Source organism: Micromonospora sp. NPDC047753 (assembly GCF_040642735.1).
In the GTDB taxonomy this organism is placed as follows: Bacteria; Actinomycetota; Actinomycetes; order Mycobacteriales; family Micromonosporaceae; genus Micromonospora.
Genome location: NZ_JBEYSL010000012.1, coordinates 1 through 17,711 on the forward strand (window position 1 = coordinate 1; position 17,711 = coordinate 17,711).

At 71.0% G+C, this 17,711-nt stretch carries 15 protein-coding genes; 9 read left to right on the top strand and 6 right to left on the bottom strand.

The features are described 5' to 3' along the window. Positions 1-100 precede the first annotated feature (100 nt). Together ABZ749_RS02220 and ABZ749_RS02225 are read right to left on the bottom strand one after the other, a co-directional pair. Positions 101-3,127, bottom strand: a complete 3,027-nt coding sequence (locus tag ABZ749_RS02220; protein ID WP_357221926.1) for a S8 family serine peptidase — start codon at positions 3,125-3,127, stop codon at positions 101-103. 729 nt (positions 3,128-3,856) lie between these two features. Further along, positions 3,857-4,336: a helix-turn-helix domain-containing protein gene (locus ABZ749_RS02225; protein ID WP_357221928.1), complete on the bottom strand. Its 480-nt coding sequence runs from the start codon at positions 4,334-4,336 to the stop codon at positions 3,857-3,859. Between the two features lie 222 nt (positions 4,337-4,558). On the opposite strand from ABZ749_RS02225, the gene ABZ749_RS02230 reads away from it, so the two are divergent. Further along, positions 4,559-6,046, top strand: a complete 1,488-nt coding sequence (locus tag ABZ749_RS02230; protein ID WP_357221930.1) for an MFS transporter — start codon at positions 4,559-4,561, stop codon at positions 6,044-6,046. Between the two features lie 12 nt (positions 6,047-6,058). Here ABZ749_RS02230 and ABZ749_RS02235 read toward each other — a convergent pair whose 3' ends face one another. After that, complete coding sequence (locus tag ABZ749_RS02235) at positions 6,059-6,925, bottom strand: oxidoreductase (protein WP_357221932.1); 867 nt, start codon at positions 6,923-6,925, stop codon at positions 6,059-6,061. Positions 6,926-7,081: 156 nt separating this feature from the next. Between ABZ749_RS02235 and ABZ749_RS02240 the strand changes: the two genes are divergently transcribed. The 5 genes from ABZ749_RS02240 to ABZ749_RS02260 all read left to right on the top strand — a co-directional run bounded on the left by ABZ749_RS02240 (position 7,082) and on the right by ABZ749_RS02260 (position 12,241). Beyond that, positions 7,082-7,963 carry a helix-turn-helix transcriptional regulator gene (locus ABZ749_RS02240; protein ID WP_357221934.1) on the top strand — a complete coding sequence of 294 codons (882 nt, stop codon included), beginning with the start codon at positions 7,082-7,084 and terminating at the stop codon, positions 7,961-7,963. 91 nt (positions 7,964-8,054) lie between these two features. After that, a complete protein-coding gene (locus tag ABZ749_RS02245) occupies positions 8,055-8,597 on the top strand; it encodes a TetR family transcriptional regulator (protein WP_357221936.1) in 543 nt (180 codons plus the stop codon). Positions 8,598-8,683: 86 nt separating this feature from the next. Beyond that, positions 8,684-9,718, top strand: a complete 1,035-nt coding sequence (locus tag ABZ749_RS02250; RefSeq protein WP_357221938.1) for a medium chain dehydrogenase/reductase family protein — start codon at positions 8,684-8,686, stop codon at positions 9,716-9,718. 167 nt (positions 9,719-9,885) lie between these two features. Beyond that, entirely contained in the window at positions 9,886-11,100 is a 1,215-nt protein-coding gene (locus ABZ749_RS02255; RefSeq protein ID WP_357221940.1) for a PP2C family protein-serine/threonine phosphatase, read from the top strand. Between the two features lie 73 nt (positions 11,101-11,173). After that, positions 11,174-12,241: a DUF2855 family protein gene (locus ABZ749_RS02260; protein WP_357221942.1), complete on the top strand. Its 1,068-nt coding sequence runs from the start codon at positions 11,174-11,176 to the stop codon at positions 12,239-12,241. 6 nt (positions 12,242-12,247) lie between these two features. On the opposite strand, the gene ABZ749_RS02265 is transcribed toward ABZ749_RS02260, so the two are convergent. Further along, a complete protein-coding gene (locus ABZ749_RS02265) occupies positions 12,248-13,066 on the bottom strand; it encodes an RNA polymerase sigma factor SigF (protein WP_357221944.1) in 819 nt (272 codons plus the stop codon). 245 nt (positions 13,067-13,311) lie between these two features. Beyond that, positions 13,312-13,497, bottom strand: a complete 186-nt coding sequence (locus ABZ749_RS02270) for a hypothetical protein (RefSeq protein ID WP_357221946.1) — start codon at positions 13,495-13,497, stop codon at positions 13,312-13,314. A gap of 322 nt (positions 13,498-13,819) precedes the next feature. Here ABZ749_RS02270 and ABZ749_RS02275 point away from each other — a divergent pair, with 322 nt between their 5' ends. The 3 genes from ABZ749_RS02275 to ABZ749_RS02285 are packed head-to-tail and all read left to right on the top strand — an operon-like array spanning position 13,820 to position 17,103. Further along, positions 13,820-15,703: a sigma-70 family RNA polymerase sigma factor gene (locus ABZ749_RS02275; protein WP_357221948.1), complete on the top strand. Its 1,884-nt coding sequence runs from the start codon at positions 13,820-13,822 to the stop codon at positions 15,701-15,703. Beyond that, positions 15,700-16,380 (top strand): DUF305 domain-containing protein, encoded by a 681-nt coding sequence (locus ABZ749_RS02280; protein ID WP_357221950.1) that lies wholly within the window; start codon positions 15,700-15,702, stop codon positions 16,378-16,380. The genes ABZ749_RS02275 and ABZ749_RS02280 overlap by 4 nt, the downstream gene beginning before the upstream one ends. A gap of 24 nt (positions 16,381-16,404) precedes the next feature. Continuing rightward, positions 16,405-17,103, top strand: a complete 699-nt coding sequence (locus ABZ749_RS02285) for a hypothetical protein (protein WP_357221952.1) — start codon at positions 16,405-16,407, stop codon at positions 17,101-17,103. 10 nt (positions 17,104-17,113) lie between these two features. Here ABZ749_RS02285 and ABZ749_RS02290 read toward each other — a convergent pair whose 3' ends face one another. Next, entirely contained in the window at positions 17,114-17,674 is a 561-nt protein-coding gene (locus ABZ749_RS02290; RefSeq protein WP_357221954.1) for a GNAT family N-acetyltransferase, read from the bottom strand. Between the last annotated feature and the right edge of the window lie 37 nt (positions 17,675-17,711).

A 17,711-nucleotide genomic window follows, 5' to 3' on the forward strand; every position in this document is an offset into this window, starting at 1 on the left:
GGGTCACACGCCGATCGCCGCGGATCTGCCGGGTTGACCTCAAGCGAGGTTGAAGGCGGTGACCTGGGTCACACGCCGATCCGCCGGGTGGGGGGTGCGGTCAGGACTGGATGGTGACGGGCACGGTCTTCAGCGACCCGTCCCCGTTGCGGAACTCCACCACGCCGACGTAGCGCTGACCCGGAGCGAGTCCGAACCAGCGCACTGTCAGGTTCGCCGTCGCGCCCGGCTGCACGCTGCGCTGCTTCGGGTCGATGGTGAACCGGCCGGTGGACGTGCCCGGCGCGCCCGGCAGGTAGCTGGTGACTGTGTACGCGTTCGCGCCGTCCTTGATGTTCTCGGTGAACTCCTGCTCGACGACCACGATGTAGTCACCGGCACCGTCCGGCAGGGTGACCTTGGCACCGATCCGGGTGCTTGCCGTGGCGGTGACGAACTTCCCGGACTTGTCGTAGACGTTGAGGCTGAACTCGGTGCACTCCATCACGCCCTCCTCGTCCTCCCAGTCGATGTGGGAGCAGGTGGGCCGCGCGGACGTCACGTGGATTTCCGGACTGCGGGTGCCGGCCGGGACGTGCAGGGTGGTCCTGCTGATCGACGCGGGCAGCGGCTCCGGCAGGTTGTTCGACGTGCTCCAGTCCCAGCTCGGCCCGTCGCCCTTCAGGGTGACCACGTTGCTGGTGCCCGAGGTGAGGCCGGAGAGCTGGGAGACCAGCTGACCCTTGAAGCCGACCTCGGCGGCGATCCGGACGCTGCCGAAGGTGCCCTTGCCGGTGATGGCGTCGGGGGCGACCAAACCGGAATTGTGTACGACGAGCGGGCTGCGTACCGCGTGCTTGAACTGGTCGCGCCAGGTCAGCGAGCCGTCGGCCCAGGTGTCGAACGCACCACCGCTGTTGGTGACTTCGACTGTGAAGCGGGCGCTGTGGCCGGGACGGATCTGCAGCTTCTTCGGGGTCACCTTGACCTTGTACCCCGGCGGGGCCTGCACCGAGGAGGTGTAGGTGCTGGTCTTGTCGCTGACGTTGGTGACAGTGCGGGTAACGGTCTGCTTGCCCACCATCCGGCCCAGCGAGATGGACGGGTAGTTGAGCTGTGCCGTGTCGATCGCGCCGACGGTGTCGCAGCCGTCCAGGTCGCCGAGCCCGTAGTCACCGCCACGGTCGGCGGAAACCCCGCACAGGTACTGGATCCAGTCCTGCTGGTTGGAGTCGTAGACCAGGCCCGGGTCGAAGGCGCTGCCCGGCTCGACCTGACCGGCGCCGTAGTTCAGCGGAGTCGCGTCGTACGTGCCGATCTTGATCGGGTTGCCCTTGTCGGTCTTGTCCACGGCGCTGGTCATCAGCGCCGAGCGGACCGCCGCCGGCGACCAGCCGGGGTGCTTGGCCAGCACCAGGGCGGCGATACCGGCGATGTGCGGCGCCGCCATCGAGGTGCCCGACTCCAGGGCGAAGTCGTTGCCGCCGATGGACGGGGAGAACGCGGCGACGATGTCCTGACCGGGCGCGCTGATGTCCGGCTTGAGCAGCTCGCCGGCGTTCAGGTTCGACGGGCCCGCCGAGGAGAACGCGGCGACCGATGGGGCCTCCACCGTCTCCAGCCTGCTCGGCGAGATGGTCGCCGTGGCGTTGCCCTTGGCGACGTACGCCGTGACGGTGGCCAGGTCGACCTCGTTGATGTGCACCGTCGGCACGGTCTGCACGTCGGCATTGAGGGAGTTCAGCTCTTCGTTGTACAGCACCATGCCGACGCCGCCGGCCCGCGCCACCTCGATGCTCTTGTCGGTACGCGGGATCTCACCGCGCAGGCAGAGCACGATCGCACCCTTGACCTTGGCCGGATCCAACGTGTCGTCGGCGCAGAGACCGGCACCGTAGGCGCCGTCCGGATCGATCGCGCTGTCCTTCGCGAATACCAGTCGAGCCGGCCCGACGCCGGTCTCGCCCATGCCCACGCCGGCGATCGTGGTGCCGTTGCCGAGGGTGAGCTTCCGGGTGTTCTGCCGGTCGGTCGTGCTCGCGGCCACCGTGGTCAGCCACGGCGTCGAGTTGTCGACAGTGTTGGCGAACGGGCCGGAGTTGCCGGCGGCGGCGGCGACGAACACCCCGGCGGCGGCCGCATTGAAGAACGTCGCGTCGACCGCCCCGAACCGCTCGGTGTCGTCACCGATCGAGTAGTTGATCACGTCGACGCCGTCCGCGACCGCGTCGTCGATGGCGTGCACGATGTCGATGTCGGTGCCGGTCGCGCCGCCCGCACCGTTGTCGTACAGAGCCTTGTAGATCGCCAACCGCGCAGCCGGCGCCATGCCGGAGATCATGCCCAGGTCCTGGGTGCCCGACGTGGCCCGCACGCCGTGGATGCCGGCCGCGGTGCTGGCGGTGTGGGTGCCGTGGCCGTTGCGGTCACGCGGCGAGGAGTAGTCGTCCGGGAAGGCCTCGGCGATGCCGCTGTCGTTGTACCAACGTGCCCCGATCACCTTGTTGTTGCAGGTGACCGGCGCTTCGACGCCGACGTCGCAGGTGCCCTTCCACTTGGCGTCGATGACGGCCTGGTCGGGGCGCGGGCTGGGCAGCGGCGCGAAGCTCGCGCTCTCCGGCCAGTAGCCGCTGTCGATGACCCCGATGATGACGCCCTCACCAGCGCGGGAGTCTCCACCGAACTCCTTGTTCCACACCCCGCCCTTGCCGGTCAGGCCCAGGTAGTCGGGGGTGTGTGAGGTGGCGGCGTGCACCTTCCGGCTCTCGTACACCGCTCGCACACCGGTTGTGGCGCGCAGCCGGGCGGCCTGCGGCCCGGTGAGGTCGGCGGCGAAGCCGTTGAACGCGGTCTCCATGGTGACGCGGGTGCGGTCGGCTGGCACGCCGACGTGGTCCAGCACCGACGTGCGCTGCTGGCGCAGGTGATCCCGGTAGGCGTTGGCGTTCCCGGACGTGCGGTTCAGCTTGGCCCCGTCGGCCGGCTTGGTGGCCGCGATCCCGGGAACCCCGCCGGTGTAGGTGGCCAGCGGCTCCTCGGCGAGCTGGACGAGATAGCGGGCGGTCGGCCCACTGCCGGCCGGCGCGGCGGTGGCGCTGGCGGGCAGGCCGGTCAGGCCGGCCGCGGTCAGCGCAACGGCGGCCAGCATGCTGACCCCGTACCTGGCCCGTCCGGTCCGATGTGTGTTCGGTTGTGGCACGTCGTTGCCTCCACGTTCGGTGCCGGCCGCCACGACTGATGACGGTGGCCGAAACCTAGGATCGGTACCGATCATCGAGAAGCACCCGTAACCTGCCTGTCATCTTGGAAACAAGCTCGTAACACAACGGGTACTTTGCGCGTCATTTGGAAGCGCCGACCTGGGGGATCTGGGCCATTTGGTCCGGTGCGACGCCGTCTGCCAACCGCCTCAATGGTCCTGTTCGGACGGTGCGCGACGTGGCTTGTCCGACGCTCGTCCACCCCTGCTAGACGTCAGCATCCGGAACCACGCCACAACGTACGCGCGGACCTCAGCCGACTCGCCCGGTTCCACGACCTGCCGGTCCCGCAGGTCGAGGTGGCGCTCGACGCGATCCTCGACCCCGATCCTGCCGTCAGCGCCGCCGGCCTGCTCCCGTCCGCGTTGTCGAGCAGGCGGAGCCGTGCCCGCGTCCGTCGAGCAGGCGAGGCTTCGCCTCTGTTCTGTCCAAGCGGAATCGCGCCCACGTCCCGTCGAGCAAGCGGAGCGGGGCGCCGGTCCAGGACCTGGCCACCGGGAGCAGTGCCCTGTCCCAGAACAGCATGTGGGCCAAGGTGCCGCGAGGGGCGCTGATGAGCGCGGCCAGCGAAAGGCCTGGGCCGGGAACCGGGTAGCGCTGGTTCGGCCGCGCTGTGGTCAGTCGCGCCGGACGAGGCCTGGGCCGGCGATGATGTCGATGTCGCCGTCGGCGATCTCGTGGCCGGCGGCGCAGCGGAGCACCGCGCGGATCGGTTCGCCGCAGTCGTGGTGGGTGGCGACGACGGACGGGCCGGTGTCGGTGGCGGCCCAGGTGTCGCCCCAGTTCCGCAGTGCGGTGATGACGGGCAGGAGGTCGCGGCCCTTGCGGGTGAGTTGGTACTCGTGGCGGGTGCGCTGCCCGGGCTCCCGGTAGGGGATTCGTTCGAGCAGTTCCGCGGCGACCATTTCCTTGAGGCGGGCGGCCATGGCGGGCTCGCCGACGCCGACCCGGCGGACGAAGTCGTCGAAGCGGCGTGTGCCGAGCAGGGCCTCGCGCATGATCAGGACCGTTGACCTGCTGCCCACGATGTCCATCGCCCGGGCTACCGAGCAGTTCTCGCTCGTCCAGGAATCGCGATCGTCTCGTAGGTCCTCCATGCCCACCAGCCTACCTGACTTGCATGAAGGCTAGCCAGGTGCTTAACTGGGTCGCGCTGACTTCAGCATACGCAAGTCAGACCCCAGCCTGAAGGATCTTCAGTGACCACCAGCGCCACGGCCCCGACTCCACCCGGAGCGACCCCACCCGGAGCGAGCCCGCCCGGGAAGATCCCACCGGGTCCGGCGGCACACGGGTCGGCCGCCTCTACCCGCGCGTCCTTGCGCGGCTCCCGCCCGGTGACCCTGATCGCCATGTGCCTGGGCGCGATGATCACGTTCCTGCAGATCACCGCGACGGTCTCCGCGTTGACCACGATCCAGCGGGACCTGCGGGTCGACCCCACCACTCTGGTCTGGATCCCCAGCGCCTACACCCTGATGGTGGCGAGCGTCGTGCTGTCCGCGGCCACCCTGGGCAGCCGCTACGGGCGTAAGCGCATGTTCGGTGCCGGGGTCGTCGCGATGATCGTCGGCGCAGCCGTCGTGGCTGAGGCTCCGACCGTCGGGTGGGTGATCGTCGGGCAGTTGGTCGCCGGCCTCGGCGGGGCGCTGATCCTGCCGAACAGCCTGGCGATCCTCGGTGCGACCTTCACCGATCCGCACCGACGGACCGAGGTCATCACCGCCTGGTCGGCGGCGTCCGGCATCGGCCTCGCGATCGGCCCACTCATCGCCGGCTTCCTGCTGCGGCACTACCAGTGGCACAGCGTCTACCTGTCGACGATCGCGCTGGGTCTGGTAACCCTCGTCGTCGCCATCGTCGGGGTGGTCGAGTCCCGGCCGAGCCCCGCCCGACTCGACGTGCCCGGCCTGCTGCTGGGTACCGTCGCCATCGCGGCCGCCGTCTACGCGCTGATCCAGGGCGGCAAGGTCGGCTACACCAACCCGGTGGTGTCGACGGCCTGGGTCGTCGCGGTCGTCGCACTTGTCGCGTTCGTGCTGGTCGAGCTGCGGACCAGTGCGCCGATGCTCGACGTGCGGCTGTTCCGGTCCGCGTCGTTCAGCGCCGTCATGGTCGTCGGCGCGGTGTCGCTGTTCGGCTTCACCGGCGTGGCGATTCTGCTGGTCCTCTTCCACGAACGTGCCCAGGCACTCAGCCCGCTGGACACCGGCTGGCGCATGCTGGTGCTCTTCGGCGCGTACGTGCTGGTCGCCTTCGGTGCCGGGCGCGCGATCCGCCGTACCGGATTCAAGGCGCCGTTGACCCTCGGCCTGGTCCTCGCTGCGGTGGCCAGCTTCGCGCTGGCCAACCAGGGGCCGACCACGTCGTTCGGTGACCGCTGGGCGCTGTTCGCGTTGTTCGGCGCGGCCAGCGGTCTGGTGGTGGCCCCGGCGACGGCGGCGGCGTTGGCCAGCGTCGCGCCCGCCCAGGCCGGTATGGCCTCCGGCGCGGTGAACGCCGCCCGCCAGGTCGGCTCGGTGCTCGGCTCGTCCCTGCTCGGCACGCTCCTCACCACCACGATGGTGGCCGACCTGCCGGGCCGGCTCGCCGCGCACCAGATCGACGAACCCACCCGTACCGCCGTGCGGGCGGCGGTGGCCTCCGGCGCCAACGGCAGCCAACCCCTGCCCGACCCGGTCCGGGCGGCGATCGCGGAGGCACTGACCGCCGGTGTCCAGGCCGGGCTGCGGGTCACCGGCATCGTCTTTCTCGTCACCGCGGTGCTGGCGCTCACCCTGATCCGCAACCGGCCGCACCAGCGCTGAGCCGCACGAACGCTAGGAGGCGAGCGCGTCCAGTTCCTCGATGGCGTCGGTCGGCAGTTTCAGGTCGGCCGCCGCCATGTTCTCCCGCAGGTGCGCCAGGCTGGAGGTGCCGGGGATCAGCACGGTGGTGGGAGACCGCTGAAGCAGCCAGGCGAGGGCGACCTGCTGAGGTGAGGCGCCCAGTCGGGCGGACACGCCGTCGAGCGTGTCGGACTGCAACGGCGTGAACCCGCCGAGCGGGAAGAACGCCGCGAACGCGATGTTCTCCGCCGCGCACCTGTCGACCACTGCGTCGTCCCGGCGGTTGGCGAGGTTGTAGAGGTTCTGCACGGTGACCACCGGCGCGATGGCCTGGGCCTCGTCGAGTTGGTCGAGCGTCACGTTGCTGAGCCCGAGGTGCCGGATCAGGCCCTCCTGCCGCAGCTCCGCCAGGGCGGCGAACTGCGCACCGAGCGGCGCGTCGCCGGTGCCCTCCGCCACACCCACCCGCAGGTTGACCACGTCGAGGACGTCCAGGCCGAGATGCTGGAGGTTCTCCCGTACCTGGGCCTTGAGGTCTTCCGGCTCCAGGGCCGGGATCCAGGAGCGGTCGGCGCCGCGGCGCGCGCCGACCTTGGTGACCAGGTGCAGACCCTGGGGGTACGGGTGAAGCGCCTCGCGGATCAGCTCGTTGACCACGACGGGCCCGTAGAAGTCGCTGGTGTCGATGTGTCGGACGCCCAGGTCGACGGCCTCGCGGAGCACGGCGAGCGCCTGCTCGCGGTCGCGGGGCGGGCCGAAGACACCCGGGCCGGCCAACTGCATCGCCCCGTAGCCCATCCGGCTCAGGGTGAGGCCGTCGGCGGGGGTGAGGGCACCGCCGGGAAGGTTCTCGCTCATCTCATCCTCTTGTCAGTAGTCGTGATGACATCCGTGGCCGAACGGATCCGGCCCTTCGACGACTGTCCGCCGGGAGTGGCTCGGGCGGCAGGGCGAGCTGTTCCTGGTAGTGACACAGCCAGTCACCGCGCCGCCCGGCGATCTACCGTCGGTGGCATGGACGCAACGAACCCGCTCGGCGACTTCCTGCGCGCCCGCCGGGAGCAGACCCGGCCCGAGGACGTCGGGCTCGGCCCGGGGGTGGGCCTGCGCCGGGTGCCGGGGCTGCGGCGCGAGGAGGTGGCGATGCTGGCCGGCATCAGCGCCGACTACTACCTCCGACTGGAGCAGGGGCGCGAGCGGCACCCCTCGGTGCAGGTCCTCGATGCCCTCGCCGGGGTGTTGCGGCTGGATCCGGAGGCGACCGCGTACATGATCGGGTTGAGCCGGGCGCGGTCGCGCCGGGCGGCCCGACCGGCCGCCGAGCGGGTGCCGGCCAGCATCCTGCACCTGCTGCGGCAGCTCTCCATGCCGGCCTTCGTGCAGAATCGCTACCTCGACATCCTGGCCTCGAACCCGATGGCGAGGGCGCTGTCGCCGAATCTGGCCCCGGGTGCCAACCGACTCCGCGCGGTGTTCCTGGACGAGGCCGAACGGGAGCTGTTCCGCGACTGGCGGCAGGCGATGCAGAGCGTGGTGGGGCAGATGCGTGCCGACTCGGGCGGGGCCACCGACGACCCACGGTTGACGGCGCTGGTGGGGGAGTTGTCCCTCAAGAGCGACTGCTTTCGGCAGTTGTGGGCGCGCCACGAGGTGCGTCGGCGGGAGGGCGTCGTCAGCCGGCTGCACCACCCCGAGGTGGGCGATCTCGACCTGTACTGCGACAAGCTCGCCGTGGCGGGCGCCGACGGGCAGCTGCTGGTGATCTACCACGCTGAGCCCGGTACGGAGTCCGCCCGCTCGTTGGCGCTGCTCGGCTCGATCGCCGCCAGCAGTGCGGACGACCTGCCGGACAGCCTCCGACCCGGCGACCCGGCCCGTCTCTATCCGCTGGAGTGAGCCGGTCATGGCCGCTGCGGGCCGCCTGCGTAGGGATGTGCTCGTAGCGACGGACTTGACGACAGATGTTTGTGAGTGCACACTTACAAACATGCGATCCACCGCCGAGGCACGCCGGGTCACCGTCCTGAACACCGCGGTGTCGGTGTTCGCGCGCGCCGGCTTCCATGCCACCCCGGTCACCGCCGTGGCCGCCGCCGCCGGCATCTCCGAGGCGTACGTCTTCCGACTCTTCTCCGGGAAGCTCGGCTTGTTCGTGGCGGCGGCCGGGGCGTGTTTCGACCGGATCGCTGACGCGATCGAGGCGGGTGCGGAGCGCGCCGTGGGTGGCAGCCCGGAGGAGATCCTCGACGCCATGGGTGGTGCCTACGCGGAGCTGATCGCCGATCGCGACCTGCTGCTCTTTCAGGTGCAGGTGCAGGCCGTCACGGACATCCCGGAGGTCGCCGAGGCGGTGCGGGCCGGCTATCGGCGGGTCGCGACCTTCGTGCAGAGTCGGGCTCGGGCCAGCGACGCGCAGGTGCAGCAGTTCTTCGCGTACGGCCAGTTGTGCCACCTCATCGTGACGGCCGGCCTGGAGGAGGTCCCGGAGCCCTGGGCTCGCGCCCTGACCGCCGGTATCCGCCACCCCTGACCGACCCCGATGCTGGGCCGCCTCGGCGGCCCAACCTTTTGACCAGACAAGTGTGTGAGTGCACACTTACAAACAAGGAGAATCCGATGACGACCACCGACACGACGATCACTGAAGTGGTACTGCCCGGCGTGGTGGAGCCTGACGGCCTCCTGCTGCACCGACGCGCGATGCCCGTCCCCGCCCGGGGGCAGGCGCTCGTCCAGGTGGAGGCCACCGGCATCTCGTTCGCCGAGCAGCAGATGCGCCACGCGCTCTACCCCGGCCAGCCGAAGTTTCCGTTCGTGCCCGGCTACGACCTGGTCGGCACGGTGCGGGCGGTCGGCCCCGGCGGCGACGACGCGCTGGTCGGCACCCGGGTGGCGGCGGTCACCAAGACCGGTGCCTGGGCCACGCACGCGCTTGCCGACATCGACGCCCTGGCCCCGGTGCCCGCGGGTCTGGACCCCGCCGCGGCCGAGACCGTCGTCGTCAACGGGGTGACCGCCTGGCAGATGCTGCGGGACGCCAACCTGACGGCCGGACAGACCATCCTCGTGCACGGCGCGAACGGCGGCGTCGGGAGCGTGCTCGTCCAACTCGGCCGACACCTCGGCCTGCGGGTCATCGGCACCGCCGCCGAACGGCACCACGCCGGGCTGCGCGAACTCGGCGTCGAACCGCTCGACTACCGCGACCCGGACATGGCCGCGCGGGTCCGCGAACTGTCGCCGGGCGGGGTCGACGCCGTCTTCGACCCGGTCGCCGGCCCGGGCGTACGCACGTCGTACGCCCTGCTCGCCCCCGGCGGCACGTTGGTCGTCTACGGCAACGCCGCCGCCGTCGGCACCGGGCAGTCGGTCGCGTGGGTCTTCGTGAAGCTGCTGGCCCGCCTCTACACCTGGAACGCGCTGCCCAACGGCCACCGGGCCGGCTTCTACAACTTCTGGGCCGGCCAGCTCACCCGGCGCGCCGCGTTCCGCCGTCGCCTGCGTACCGACCTCGGCATCGTGCTCGACCTGCTGCGGCAGGGAGTGATCGTGCCGCAGATCGCCGCCCGCTATCCGCTCAGCGAGGTTTCCGCGGCACTGGTGTTCGCCGAGAACCGCAGCCGGGCCGGCAAGGTGGTGCTGGAGCCCTGACCTCCGGCCCGCCCAGGGCGCTGGTGCGGCGGGCCGCCGGCGGCTCGGTCGTCACGACGCGCCCTGGGGCGTACGCCACTCGTGGACGCCGGGTGCGCGGCGGGCGAGGTAACCTCACGCTCGCACTACGTGCTCCTGCTACCGGGGAGGACAGGGGGAGGTGGAGCGTGGCCGACATCGGCGAGGTGGTCCGTTGGTTGCAGCTCAACGCGCCCCGGGGTGGCCCGGACGAGGTGTCGCAGTTGGTTGCCCGAGCGGAGCCCGAGATCGATGCCACCGAGATCGTGATCTATCTGGCCGACTACACGCAGACCCTCCTCGTTCCGCTGCTCGGCGCGGGTGTCGACCGGGACCCGCTGCCGATCGAGACGACGCTCGCCGGCCGGGCCTTCACCACCCTCGACATCCAGCGCGCGCCCGACAACCCGGACCGACTGTGGGTGCCACTGCTGCTCGGGTGTGAGCGGATGGGGGTACTGGAAATCGTCTCCCCGGCCGCCGCCGACGAGGCGTTGGACGCTCCGGCCTGGGAGGTGGCGGTCAACGTCGCCCAGATCCTGGTGAACCGCCGGCTCTACGGTGACGTGGTCGAGCGGATGCGGCGGCGGATGCCGATGCAGGTCGCTGCCGAGATCGTGTGGGGCCTGCTTCCGCCGCTGACCTTCGCCACCGACGACCTGGTGGTCACCGCCATCCTCGAACCGTGCTACGACGTCGGCGGCGACATCTTCGACTACGCGTTGAACGACGACGTGCTCAGCGTCGGGCTCTTCGACACCTGCGGGCACGGCATCAAGGCGAGCACCCTGGCCTCGCTGGTGGTCAGCGCGTACCGCAATGCCCGTCGGTGCGGCCTCGACCTGGTCGACACGGCGATCAGCATCGACCGGTGGGTGCGCTCCGAGCACCCGAACTTCTTCGCTACCGGGTTGCTCATCGAGTTGGACCGCCAGACCGGCCGGCTCAGCATGATCAACGCGGGGCATCCCGGTGCGATGTTGCTGCGTGACGGCAAGGCCGTTCGGGAACTACCCGGGCCGACCGTGTTGCCGCTCGGCCTGGGCCACATGTCACCCCGCCGACCGCTGGTGCACGTGGAGAATCTGCACCCTGGCGACCGCATCCTCGCCTACACCGACGGCATCACCGACGCCCGTAGCGCCGAGGGGGAGCAGTTCGGGCTGGACCGGCTCGTCGACTTCGTCAACCGTGCCCTGAACGACGGGTTGCCCAGCCCGGAGACGATGCGTCGCCTGGTCCGCGCGGTCGTCGGCTACCAGGATGACCAGCTTGAGGACGACGCGACGGCCCTCTTCGTGGAGTGGCGGCCACCGCACCTGCCGCTCGCGCACCTCCGCGACCTCGCCGCGCTCCGACCCTGACCCCTCGGGCTCAGTGGGATTTTGCACTCGCAGTGCACTTGTCTCCGATTGCAGGGCTGTCTAGCGTCACCTCATGGCTGACTCATGGACCTTCGCCGTGGCGCGTGACGACCTCGGGCAGACCACGCTCGTCGATGGCTCCACCCCTGTCCTGTCCGACGGCGAGGCGCTGCTGCGCGTGGACCGCGTCGGCCTCACCGCCAACAACGTGACCTACGCGGTGCTCGGCGACTCGATGCGGTACTGGCAGTTCTTCCCACCGGCGGCCCAGGGCCTCGGGCCGCAGTGGGGTCTGCCACCGCTCTGGGGCTTCGCCGAGGTGGTCGCCTCGGCGGTGGCCGGTGTCGAGGTGGGGCAACGGATATACGGCTATCTCCCGCCCGCCGGTCACCTCGTGGTGCGGCCGGACCGGGTGGACGCGTCCGGGTTCCGCGAGGCGAGCCCGCACCGGGCCGAGCTGCCGTCGCCGTACAACGCGTACCGGTCGACCACCGGCGACCCGGCGTACCAGCGCGACCAGGAGGACCTGCTGATCCTGTTCCGGCCGCTGTTCTTCACCTCGTTCATGCTGGCCGACCAGGTCGTCGACAACGACTTCTACGGTGCCGAGGCGCTGCTGGTGTCGTCGGCGTCGAGCAAGACCGCGTACGCCGCCGCGTTCGAGCTGCACCGGCGTGGGCCGCGCCTGGTCGGTCTCACCTCACCGGGCAACCTGGCGTTCACCCGGTCGCTCGGCTGCTACGACGAGGTCGTGTCGTACGACGACATCGACTCCCTCGACGTGGTCCCGAGCGTCTACCTCGACCTGTCCGGCGCGCCTCCGACCCGCGCCGCCCTGCGTCGACGTCTCGGCGACCGGCTCGTCCGGGACATCGCGGTCGGGCTCACCAACCAGACGCCGAACGCCGACGCCGCCGAGGAGGTGTTCTTCGCGCCGGTGCAGATGCGCAAGCGCAGCCACGACTGGGGCCGCGACGGGCTCGACCAGCGGTTCACCGAGGCGTGGCAACGCTTCGCCGCCGTCGTGAGCCGGTGGCTCGACGTTCGGGTGGGTGCCGGGCCGGCGGCCCTCCAGCACGCGTGGCTCGACGTCCTCGCCGGTCGTACGCCGCCACGGGTGGGCCACGTCGTCCAACTGTGAACCGGCTCAGGCGATGATGTCGTCGCTGAGCTGGTGACGCAGCGTGGCCAGTGAGCGGGTGATCAGCCGGGACACGTGCATCTGTGACACGCCGATCCGATCGGCGATCTGGGCCTGGGTCAGATTGCCGTGGAAGCGCAGGCTGAGGATCTGGCGCTCGCGTTCCGGCAGCGTCGCGAGCGCCGGGCCGAGGGCGACGCGGATCTCGACGAGGTCGATCTCGTGGTCGTCGTCGCCGAGGGTGTCGCCGAGTTCCCGGCTGCCGTCGGCTCCGATCGGGGTGGACAGCGACGTGGCCCGGTAGGCACGCGCACCCTCCAACCCTTCCAGGACGGTCTCCTCGGACACGTCGAGGTAGGAGGCGATGTCGGCCACCGTGGGCAGGCGGCCGAGGGTCTGGGTCAGGACGCCGTTGGCCGCGCTGATCGACAGGCGTAGCTCCTGTAGGCGGCGAGGCACCCGCACCGCCCAGGTGCGATCCCGGAAGTATCGCTTGATCTCGCCGATGATGGTGGGGATGGCGTACCCGCTGAAGTCGATTCCCCGGCTGTGGTCGAAGTTGTCGACGGCCTTGATGAGCCCCACCGAGGCGGTCTGGGCCAGGTCGTCGTCGGGGGCGCCGCGTCCGCTGTAGCGGCGCGCCAGGTGCCGGGCGAGCGGCAGCCACGCCTCGATGGTGCGCTCCCGCAGCGCCGGGCGCCGGGGGTCGTGCGGCGAGGTCGCCGCCAGGGCGGCGAGGAGGTCCTCCGGGCTCTGGTCGCTGTTGCGCTGGCCGACCCGGGTGCTCGTGGCGATGGGTGTGGCGTTCTCGACGATCGTGGACATGGGTGGTCCCTCCGGCGTTCGCCCGTCGATCGGATCGACCGGAAGGATCTCCGAACCGGCTTGTCGCCGGGGGCGCACCTGCGGGCAGGAGCGCGCTGTCGCAAGACCACGATCACGGGCCTGGCCACCGCGTCATGCCGTTCACGTGATGAAGCGACCCTACCCGAACGCCCGACTGATTACTAGCCGAAAGTATGAATCGTGGCAGGTCTAGGCCGTCCGGAGAGAAGGAGTTGCGCCCCAGCTCAGCCGCGCTGGGCGTTGGCGTCGACAGCAGCCGAGGCCGGCTGGGCGGGCTCCACCGCGAACGGGTGACGCAGTCGCCGCATGGCCTCCTCGCTGCTGTCGAAGGTCACCGCCGGTCCGTCCAGCACGTCACTGTGCGACGTGGCGAGGAACAGTGCGGGTCGACCGTTGTCGTTCGATGTCATGCAGGGATCCTGTCTCTACGAAAGGGGTGCGTCTGGGGCCTCGGCAACATCGGCCGTGCGACCTGGTGACGCTTCGGCGCACACGCTGGCGCCCGAATGCTGGTGTCTTGTTGCACGGGCGAGAGCCCGGCGACACCGACACCCCGCACCATACCCGCCGCCGCCGACACATATGCGCCGCCGACGGACCCGCCTTGCTTGTGGCGAACCGACCGCCCGGGAATTCTGTAATCCCACCTGCTGCCGCGAGTCTCCGATCTTGAGGGCGGTCAGCACAACCAGCGTGGGCGCCGCGCGGATGAGCACCAAAGGAGTGAGACCCATGTCGTCAGCCGGTCGAGCACTGCCCGATGTCGGGTTGGTCGTCGCGGCCCGGCAGGGCGACCAGCGCGCACTCGACGACGTCGTCGCGGCCTCGCTCCCGCTGGTCTACAACATCGTCGGGCGTGCGCTGCGCGGGCACGCCGACGTCGACGACGTCGTTCAGGAGACGTTGGTACGGGTGATCCGGTACCTGCCCGCGCTCAACGACCCGGCGGCATACCGGTCCTGGCTGGTGGCGATCACCATCCGCCAGGTGCGTGACTGGGAGACGCGCCGACGTGTCGCGCTCAACCGGGATGCCGGGCTGGACGCGATCCACAACGTGCCCGACCCCGCCTCCGACTTCGCGGGGATGACCATCCTCCGGCTCGGCCTCACCGACCAACGACGCGAGGTCGCCGAGGCGACCCGCTGGCTCGACCCGGACGACCAGGAACTGCTCTCGCTGTGGTGGCTGGAGGAGACCGGCGAGATCGACCGGAACGAGGTCGCCGACGCGCTCGGATTGTCGCCCGGGCACGTCGCGGTGCGGATCCACCGGATGAAGGAGCAGATCCACAGCGCCCGGGGCGTCGTACGCGCGCTTCGCGCCCGCCCCGGCTGCCCGGACCTGGGCGCCGTGACCGCCGAGTGGGACGGCACGCCCAGCTCGCTGTGGCGCAAGCGACTGGCTCGACACGTCCGTGACTGCGCGTTCTGCGGACGGCTGGGAACCACCCTCCTGCCGATCGATCGACTGCTCGCCGGCATGCCGTTGCTGCCGCTGCCGGCGGGTCTCGGCGCCCACCTGCCGAGCGCTGCCGCCCCCGCAGCCGCCGCGCAGGCAGTCCCGCCGCCCGGCCCGACTGCCGCACCCGCCGCCGGACCGACGGCACCCGGCACGGTGCCCACCGACGCGGGCGGCGGCCCGAGCGTCGTCGACCTCGCGGTGAACCGGCCCCGTGGCCTCGTGCCGTCCCTCGCCGCCGGGGTGGCCGCCGCCGTCCTGGCCATCACCATGGCGGTGGTGATCCAGCCGGACGACCCCTCCGCGCCCTCGTGGGCGGCGCCGCCGTCCGCCGCGCCCACCGCCGTCGCCACCCCGAGCGTCGCGCCCTCGCCGAGCGCACGCCCCTCGTCGAAGGCTCCGGTAGCGCCGGCGGTCAGTTCCGCCCGCAAGGGCGTCGGGGTGTGGAACTTCGCCGGGGCGAGTCAGGCGTTGGCGAGCTCCAAGGCCGGCTGGTACTACACCTGGGGCACCCAGCACCCGGGGATCAGCACGCCGCGCGGTGCGACATTCGTGCCGATGATCCGCAGCGCGGAGAACGTCACCGCCGCAGAGCTGGCCCGGGCCAGGGCCGCCGGGCCGTACCTGCTCACCTTCAACGAGCCGGACATGCCCGAGCAGGCGAACATGACCGTCGAGCAGGCGTTGGACCTGTGGCCGCAGCTGATGGCGACGGGCAGCAAACTGGGCAGCCCGGCGGTCGCCTGGGGTGGGCCGGACCCGCAGGGTTGGCTGGACAGGTTCATGACCGGGGCCCAGGCCCGCGGCCACCGGGTGGACTTCATCACGCTGCACTGGTTCGGCGCCGACTTCACGACCGCCGCAGCGGTGGCCCAACTCCGGCAGTATCTCCAGGCCGTCTACCAGCGGTACCGGAAGCCGATCTGGCTGACCGAGTTCGCGCTGATCCGCTTCGCCGGGGGCGGTTCGCAGTTCCCCGGTCAGCAGCAGCAGGCGGCCTTCCTCACCGCGGCCACCGCCATGCTCGGTCAACTCCCCTACCTGCAGCGCTACGCCTGGTTCGGGCTGCCCGCCACGGACAAGGACCGGTCCGGACTGTTCAGCGACGGGGCCGAGGCGACAGTTGTCGGCCGCGCGTTCCAAGCCGCCCGTTGAGCACCGACGAACGGATGGACGAGCAGATCATGGCGGAGCGCCGAGGCTTTCGCGTACGGGCCGGGCGGCTGATCGGCGTCGTCGCGACCCTGGTCGCCACGGCGGTGGCCGTCGGGCTCAGCCAGGGCTGGGGCCGCACCAACCCGGCACCAGCAGCGTCGACGGTGGCAGCGTCGTCGGCCGTTGCGGCACCGACCGCCCCGGTGGTGCTCAACGGCACCGATGACGCCTTCATCCAACTGCTGATCCCGATGAACGAGGGCGCGCTCGCGCTGATCGACCAGCTCGACACCCGCCCGGCGGACCCGTCGTTGCGGGCCCTCCTCGGCGAGGTCCGGAAGGCTCATCAGGCGGAATTGCGGGACCTGCGGGGGCTCCTGGCCGCGGGCAACGTGCCGGAGCTGAACATCCACGAGGGGCATCAGATGCCCGGCATGGTCACCCAGGCCAGCCTCGCCGAGCTACGTGCCGCATCCGACACGGAGGTGTCGTCCCGGGCGGCCGGTCTGATCCGGGCGCACCTCGCGCAGACAGTGGTGCTGTGCCGGGGCGAGCAGACCGCCGGGGGAAGCCCGGAGCTGAAGGCGCTCGCCGGCCGGATCCAACAGGCGCGGGCCGCCGAGCTGAACACGCTGGACAACCGGCCCGGCGCGCCCACCGCCGCACCGGGCGGCTGAGCATGCGGCCCGGAGGTCCGGCCGATGCGGACGTCTGACCTGTACGTCGACGTCCACCCACAGTCCCGGGCGTCCCGTCCCGCCCACCGTGCCGTCGCGTCGGACGCCGTCCGCCCGGTGCGGCGCGCGACGCACCGGACCCGCAGCGCGTCCCTGCCCGAGGCGGTCGCCCCGACGCCGGTCGCCGGCTGGCGCGGTGGCCACCGGCGCGCCGCCGGCCGGGCCACCATCGTTGTCTCGGTCCTGACGGTCAGCCTCGGGTGGCTGATTGCCATCCTGGTCGCGCCGCACGTCACCCTCTCTCCGGGTGCGCGGATGGTCGCCCTCTTCTGCCACCTGACCTGCCTGGTGGTGGGTTTCGGCGCGGTGCTGACGGTGGACTGGTTCAGCCTTCGCTGGCTGCTGCGCCGGGAACCGCTCGGCACCGTGCTGACCGCCGCCCGTGGCGCGCACCTGCTCATCTGGCTGGGTCTGGTGGGTCTGCTCGCCAGTGGGGCCGCCCTCGGACCGGACACGTCGTCCGGGCTGGTCTGGGTCAAGTTGCTCGCGGTGCTGGTGGTCGGCATCAACGGGCTGTTCCTCGGCCGGGTCCGGGATCGGCTCGTGGCGGTGCAGGGCCGCCCACAGTGGTCCGCCCTGCTGCCCGGTGTCGCCGCCGCCACGGTCTCGCAGCTCGCCTGGTGGACCGCGACCCTCGTCGGCTTCTGGAACGCCAACGGCTGACGGCCGGTGGTCAGGCCGGCGTCGGGTGCCTCTCCGCGAACCGGGCGCGGGTCAGGAACGCGAGTTGAGCCCGCTTGTCCGGCATGTCGATCTCGGAGTCGAAGGTGAAGCCCTCGATCTCCAGTCGGCGCAGGGCGAGGTGGTTGCGGACGTCCGGCTCCACAACGATGCGCTGCGCGGCCGGGTCGCGGAACAGGAAGCGGGCGACGGCCGGGCCGGCCGCGTTGGTGAGGCTGCGGGCGAGGCGTCGGTCGGGGCTGAGCAGCAGGTGCATCCCCACGTCGCCGGGCTGGACGGAATAGCGCTCGCCGACCGGGTCCGCCTCGGGCTGATAGCTCTGGAAGAGGCCGACCGGCTCTCCGTCGACCGTGATCAGGTACGCGTGGTGCGTTGGCAGACTGTCCACAAAGGCGTAGATCTCGCGTACCTCGTCGAGGGTGTGCGAACCCATGCCCCAGAAGGAGTTGCGGGGCATGGTCACCCAACCGTGCAGGAGAGCGGCGTCCCGGTCCGGGTCGACTGTCACCAACGACAGCTCGCCGAGACCGGCGATCTTCTCCTGGTACGTCATCGGGCGCTGTCCTCTGTTCCATCGGGGGTGCAACTTA

Excerpts from the sequence above, each read along its gene's own strand:
- ABZ749_RS02260 (WP_357221942.1), top strand. The coding sequence starts at position 11,174 with ATGGCTGACTCATGGACCTTCGCCGTGGCGCGTGACGACCTCGGGCAG.
- ABZ749_RS02235 (WP_357221932.1), bottom strand. The coding sequence starts at position 6,925 with ATGAGCGAGAACCTTCCCGGCGGTGCCCTCACCCCCGCCGACGGCCTC.
- ABZ749_RS02290 (WP_357221954.1), bottom strand. The coding sequence starts at position 17,674 with ATGACGTACCAGGAGAAGATCGCCGGTCTCGGCGAGCTGTCGTTGGTG.
- ABZ749_RS02245 (WP_357221936.1), top strand. The coding sequence starts at position 8,055 with ATGCGATCCACCGCCGAGGCACGCCGGGTCACCGTCCTGAACACCGCG.
- ABZ749_RS02240 (WP_357221934.1), top strand. The coding sequence starts at position 7,082 with ATGGACGCAACGAACCCGCTCGGCGACTTCCTGCGCGCCCGCCGGGAG.
- ABZ749_RS02220 (WP_357221926.1), bottom strand. The coding sequence starts at position 3,127 with ATGCTGGCCGCCGTTGCGCTGACCGCGGCCGGCCTGACCGGCCTGCCC.
- ABZ749_RS02275 (WP_357221948.1), top strand. The coding sequence starts at position 13,820 with ATGTCGTCAGCCGGTCGAGCACTGCCCGATGTCGGGTTGGTCGTCGCG.
- ABZ749_RS02265 (WP_357221944.1), bottom strand. The coding sequence starts at position 13,066 with ATGTCCACGATCGTCGAGAACGCCACACCCATCGCCACGAGCACCCGG.
- ABZ749_RS02285 (WP_357221952.1), top strand. The coding sequence starts at position 16,405 with ATGCGGACGTCTGACCTGTACGTCGACGTCCACCCACAGTCCCGGGCG.
- ABZ749_RS02270 (WP_357221946.1), bottom strand. The coding sequence starts at position 13,497 with ATGACATCGAACGACAACGGTCGACCCGCACTGTTCCTCGCCACGTCG.
- ABZ749_RS02225 (WP_357221928.1), bottom strand. The coding sequence starts at position 4,336 with ATGGAGGACCTACGAGACGATCGCGATTCCTGGACGAGCGAGAACTGC.
- ABZ749_RS02250 (WP_357221938.1), top strand. The coding sequence starts at position 8,684 with ATGACGACCACCGACACGACGATCACTGAAGTGGTACTGCCCGGCGTG.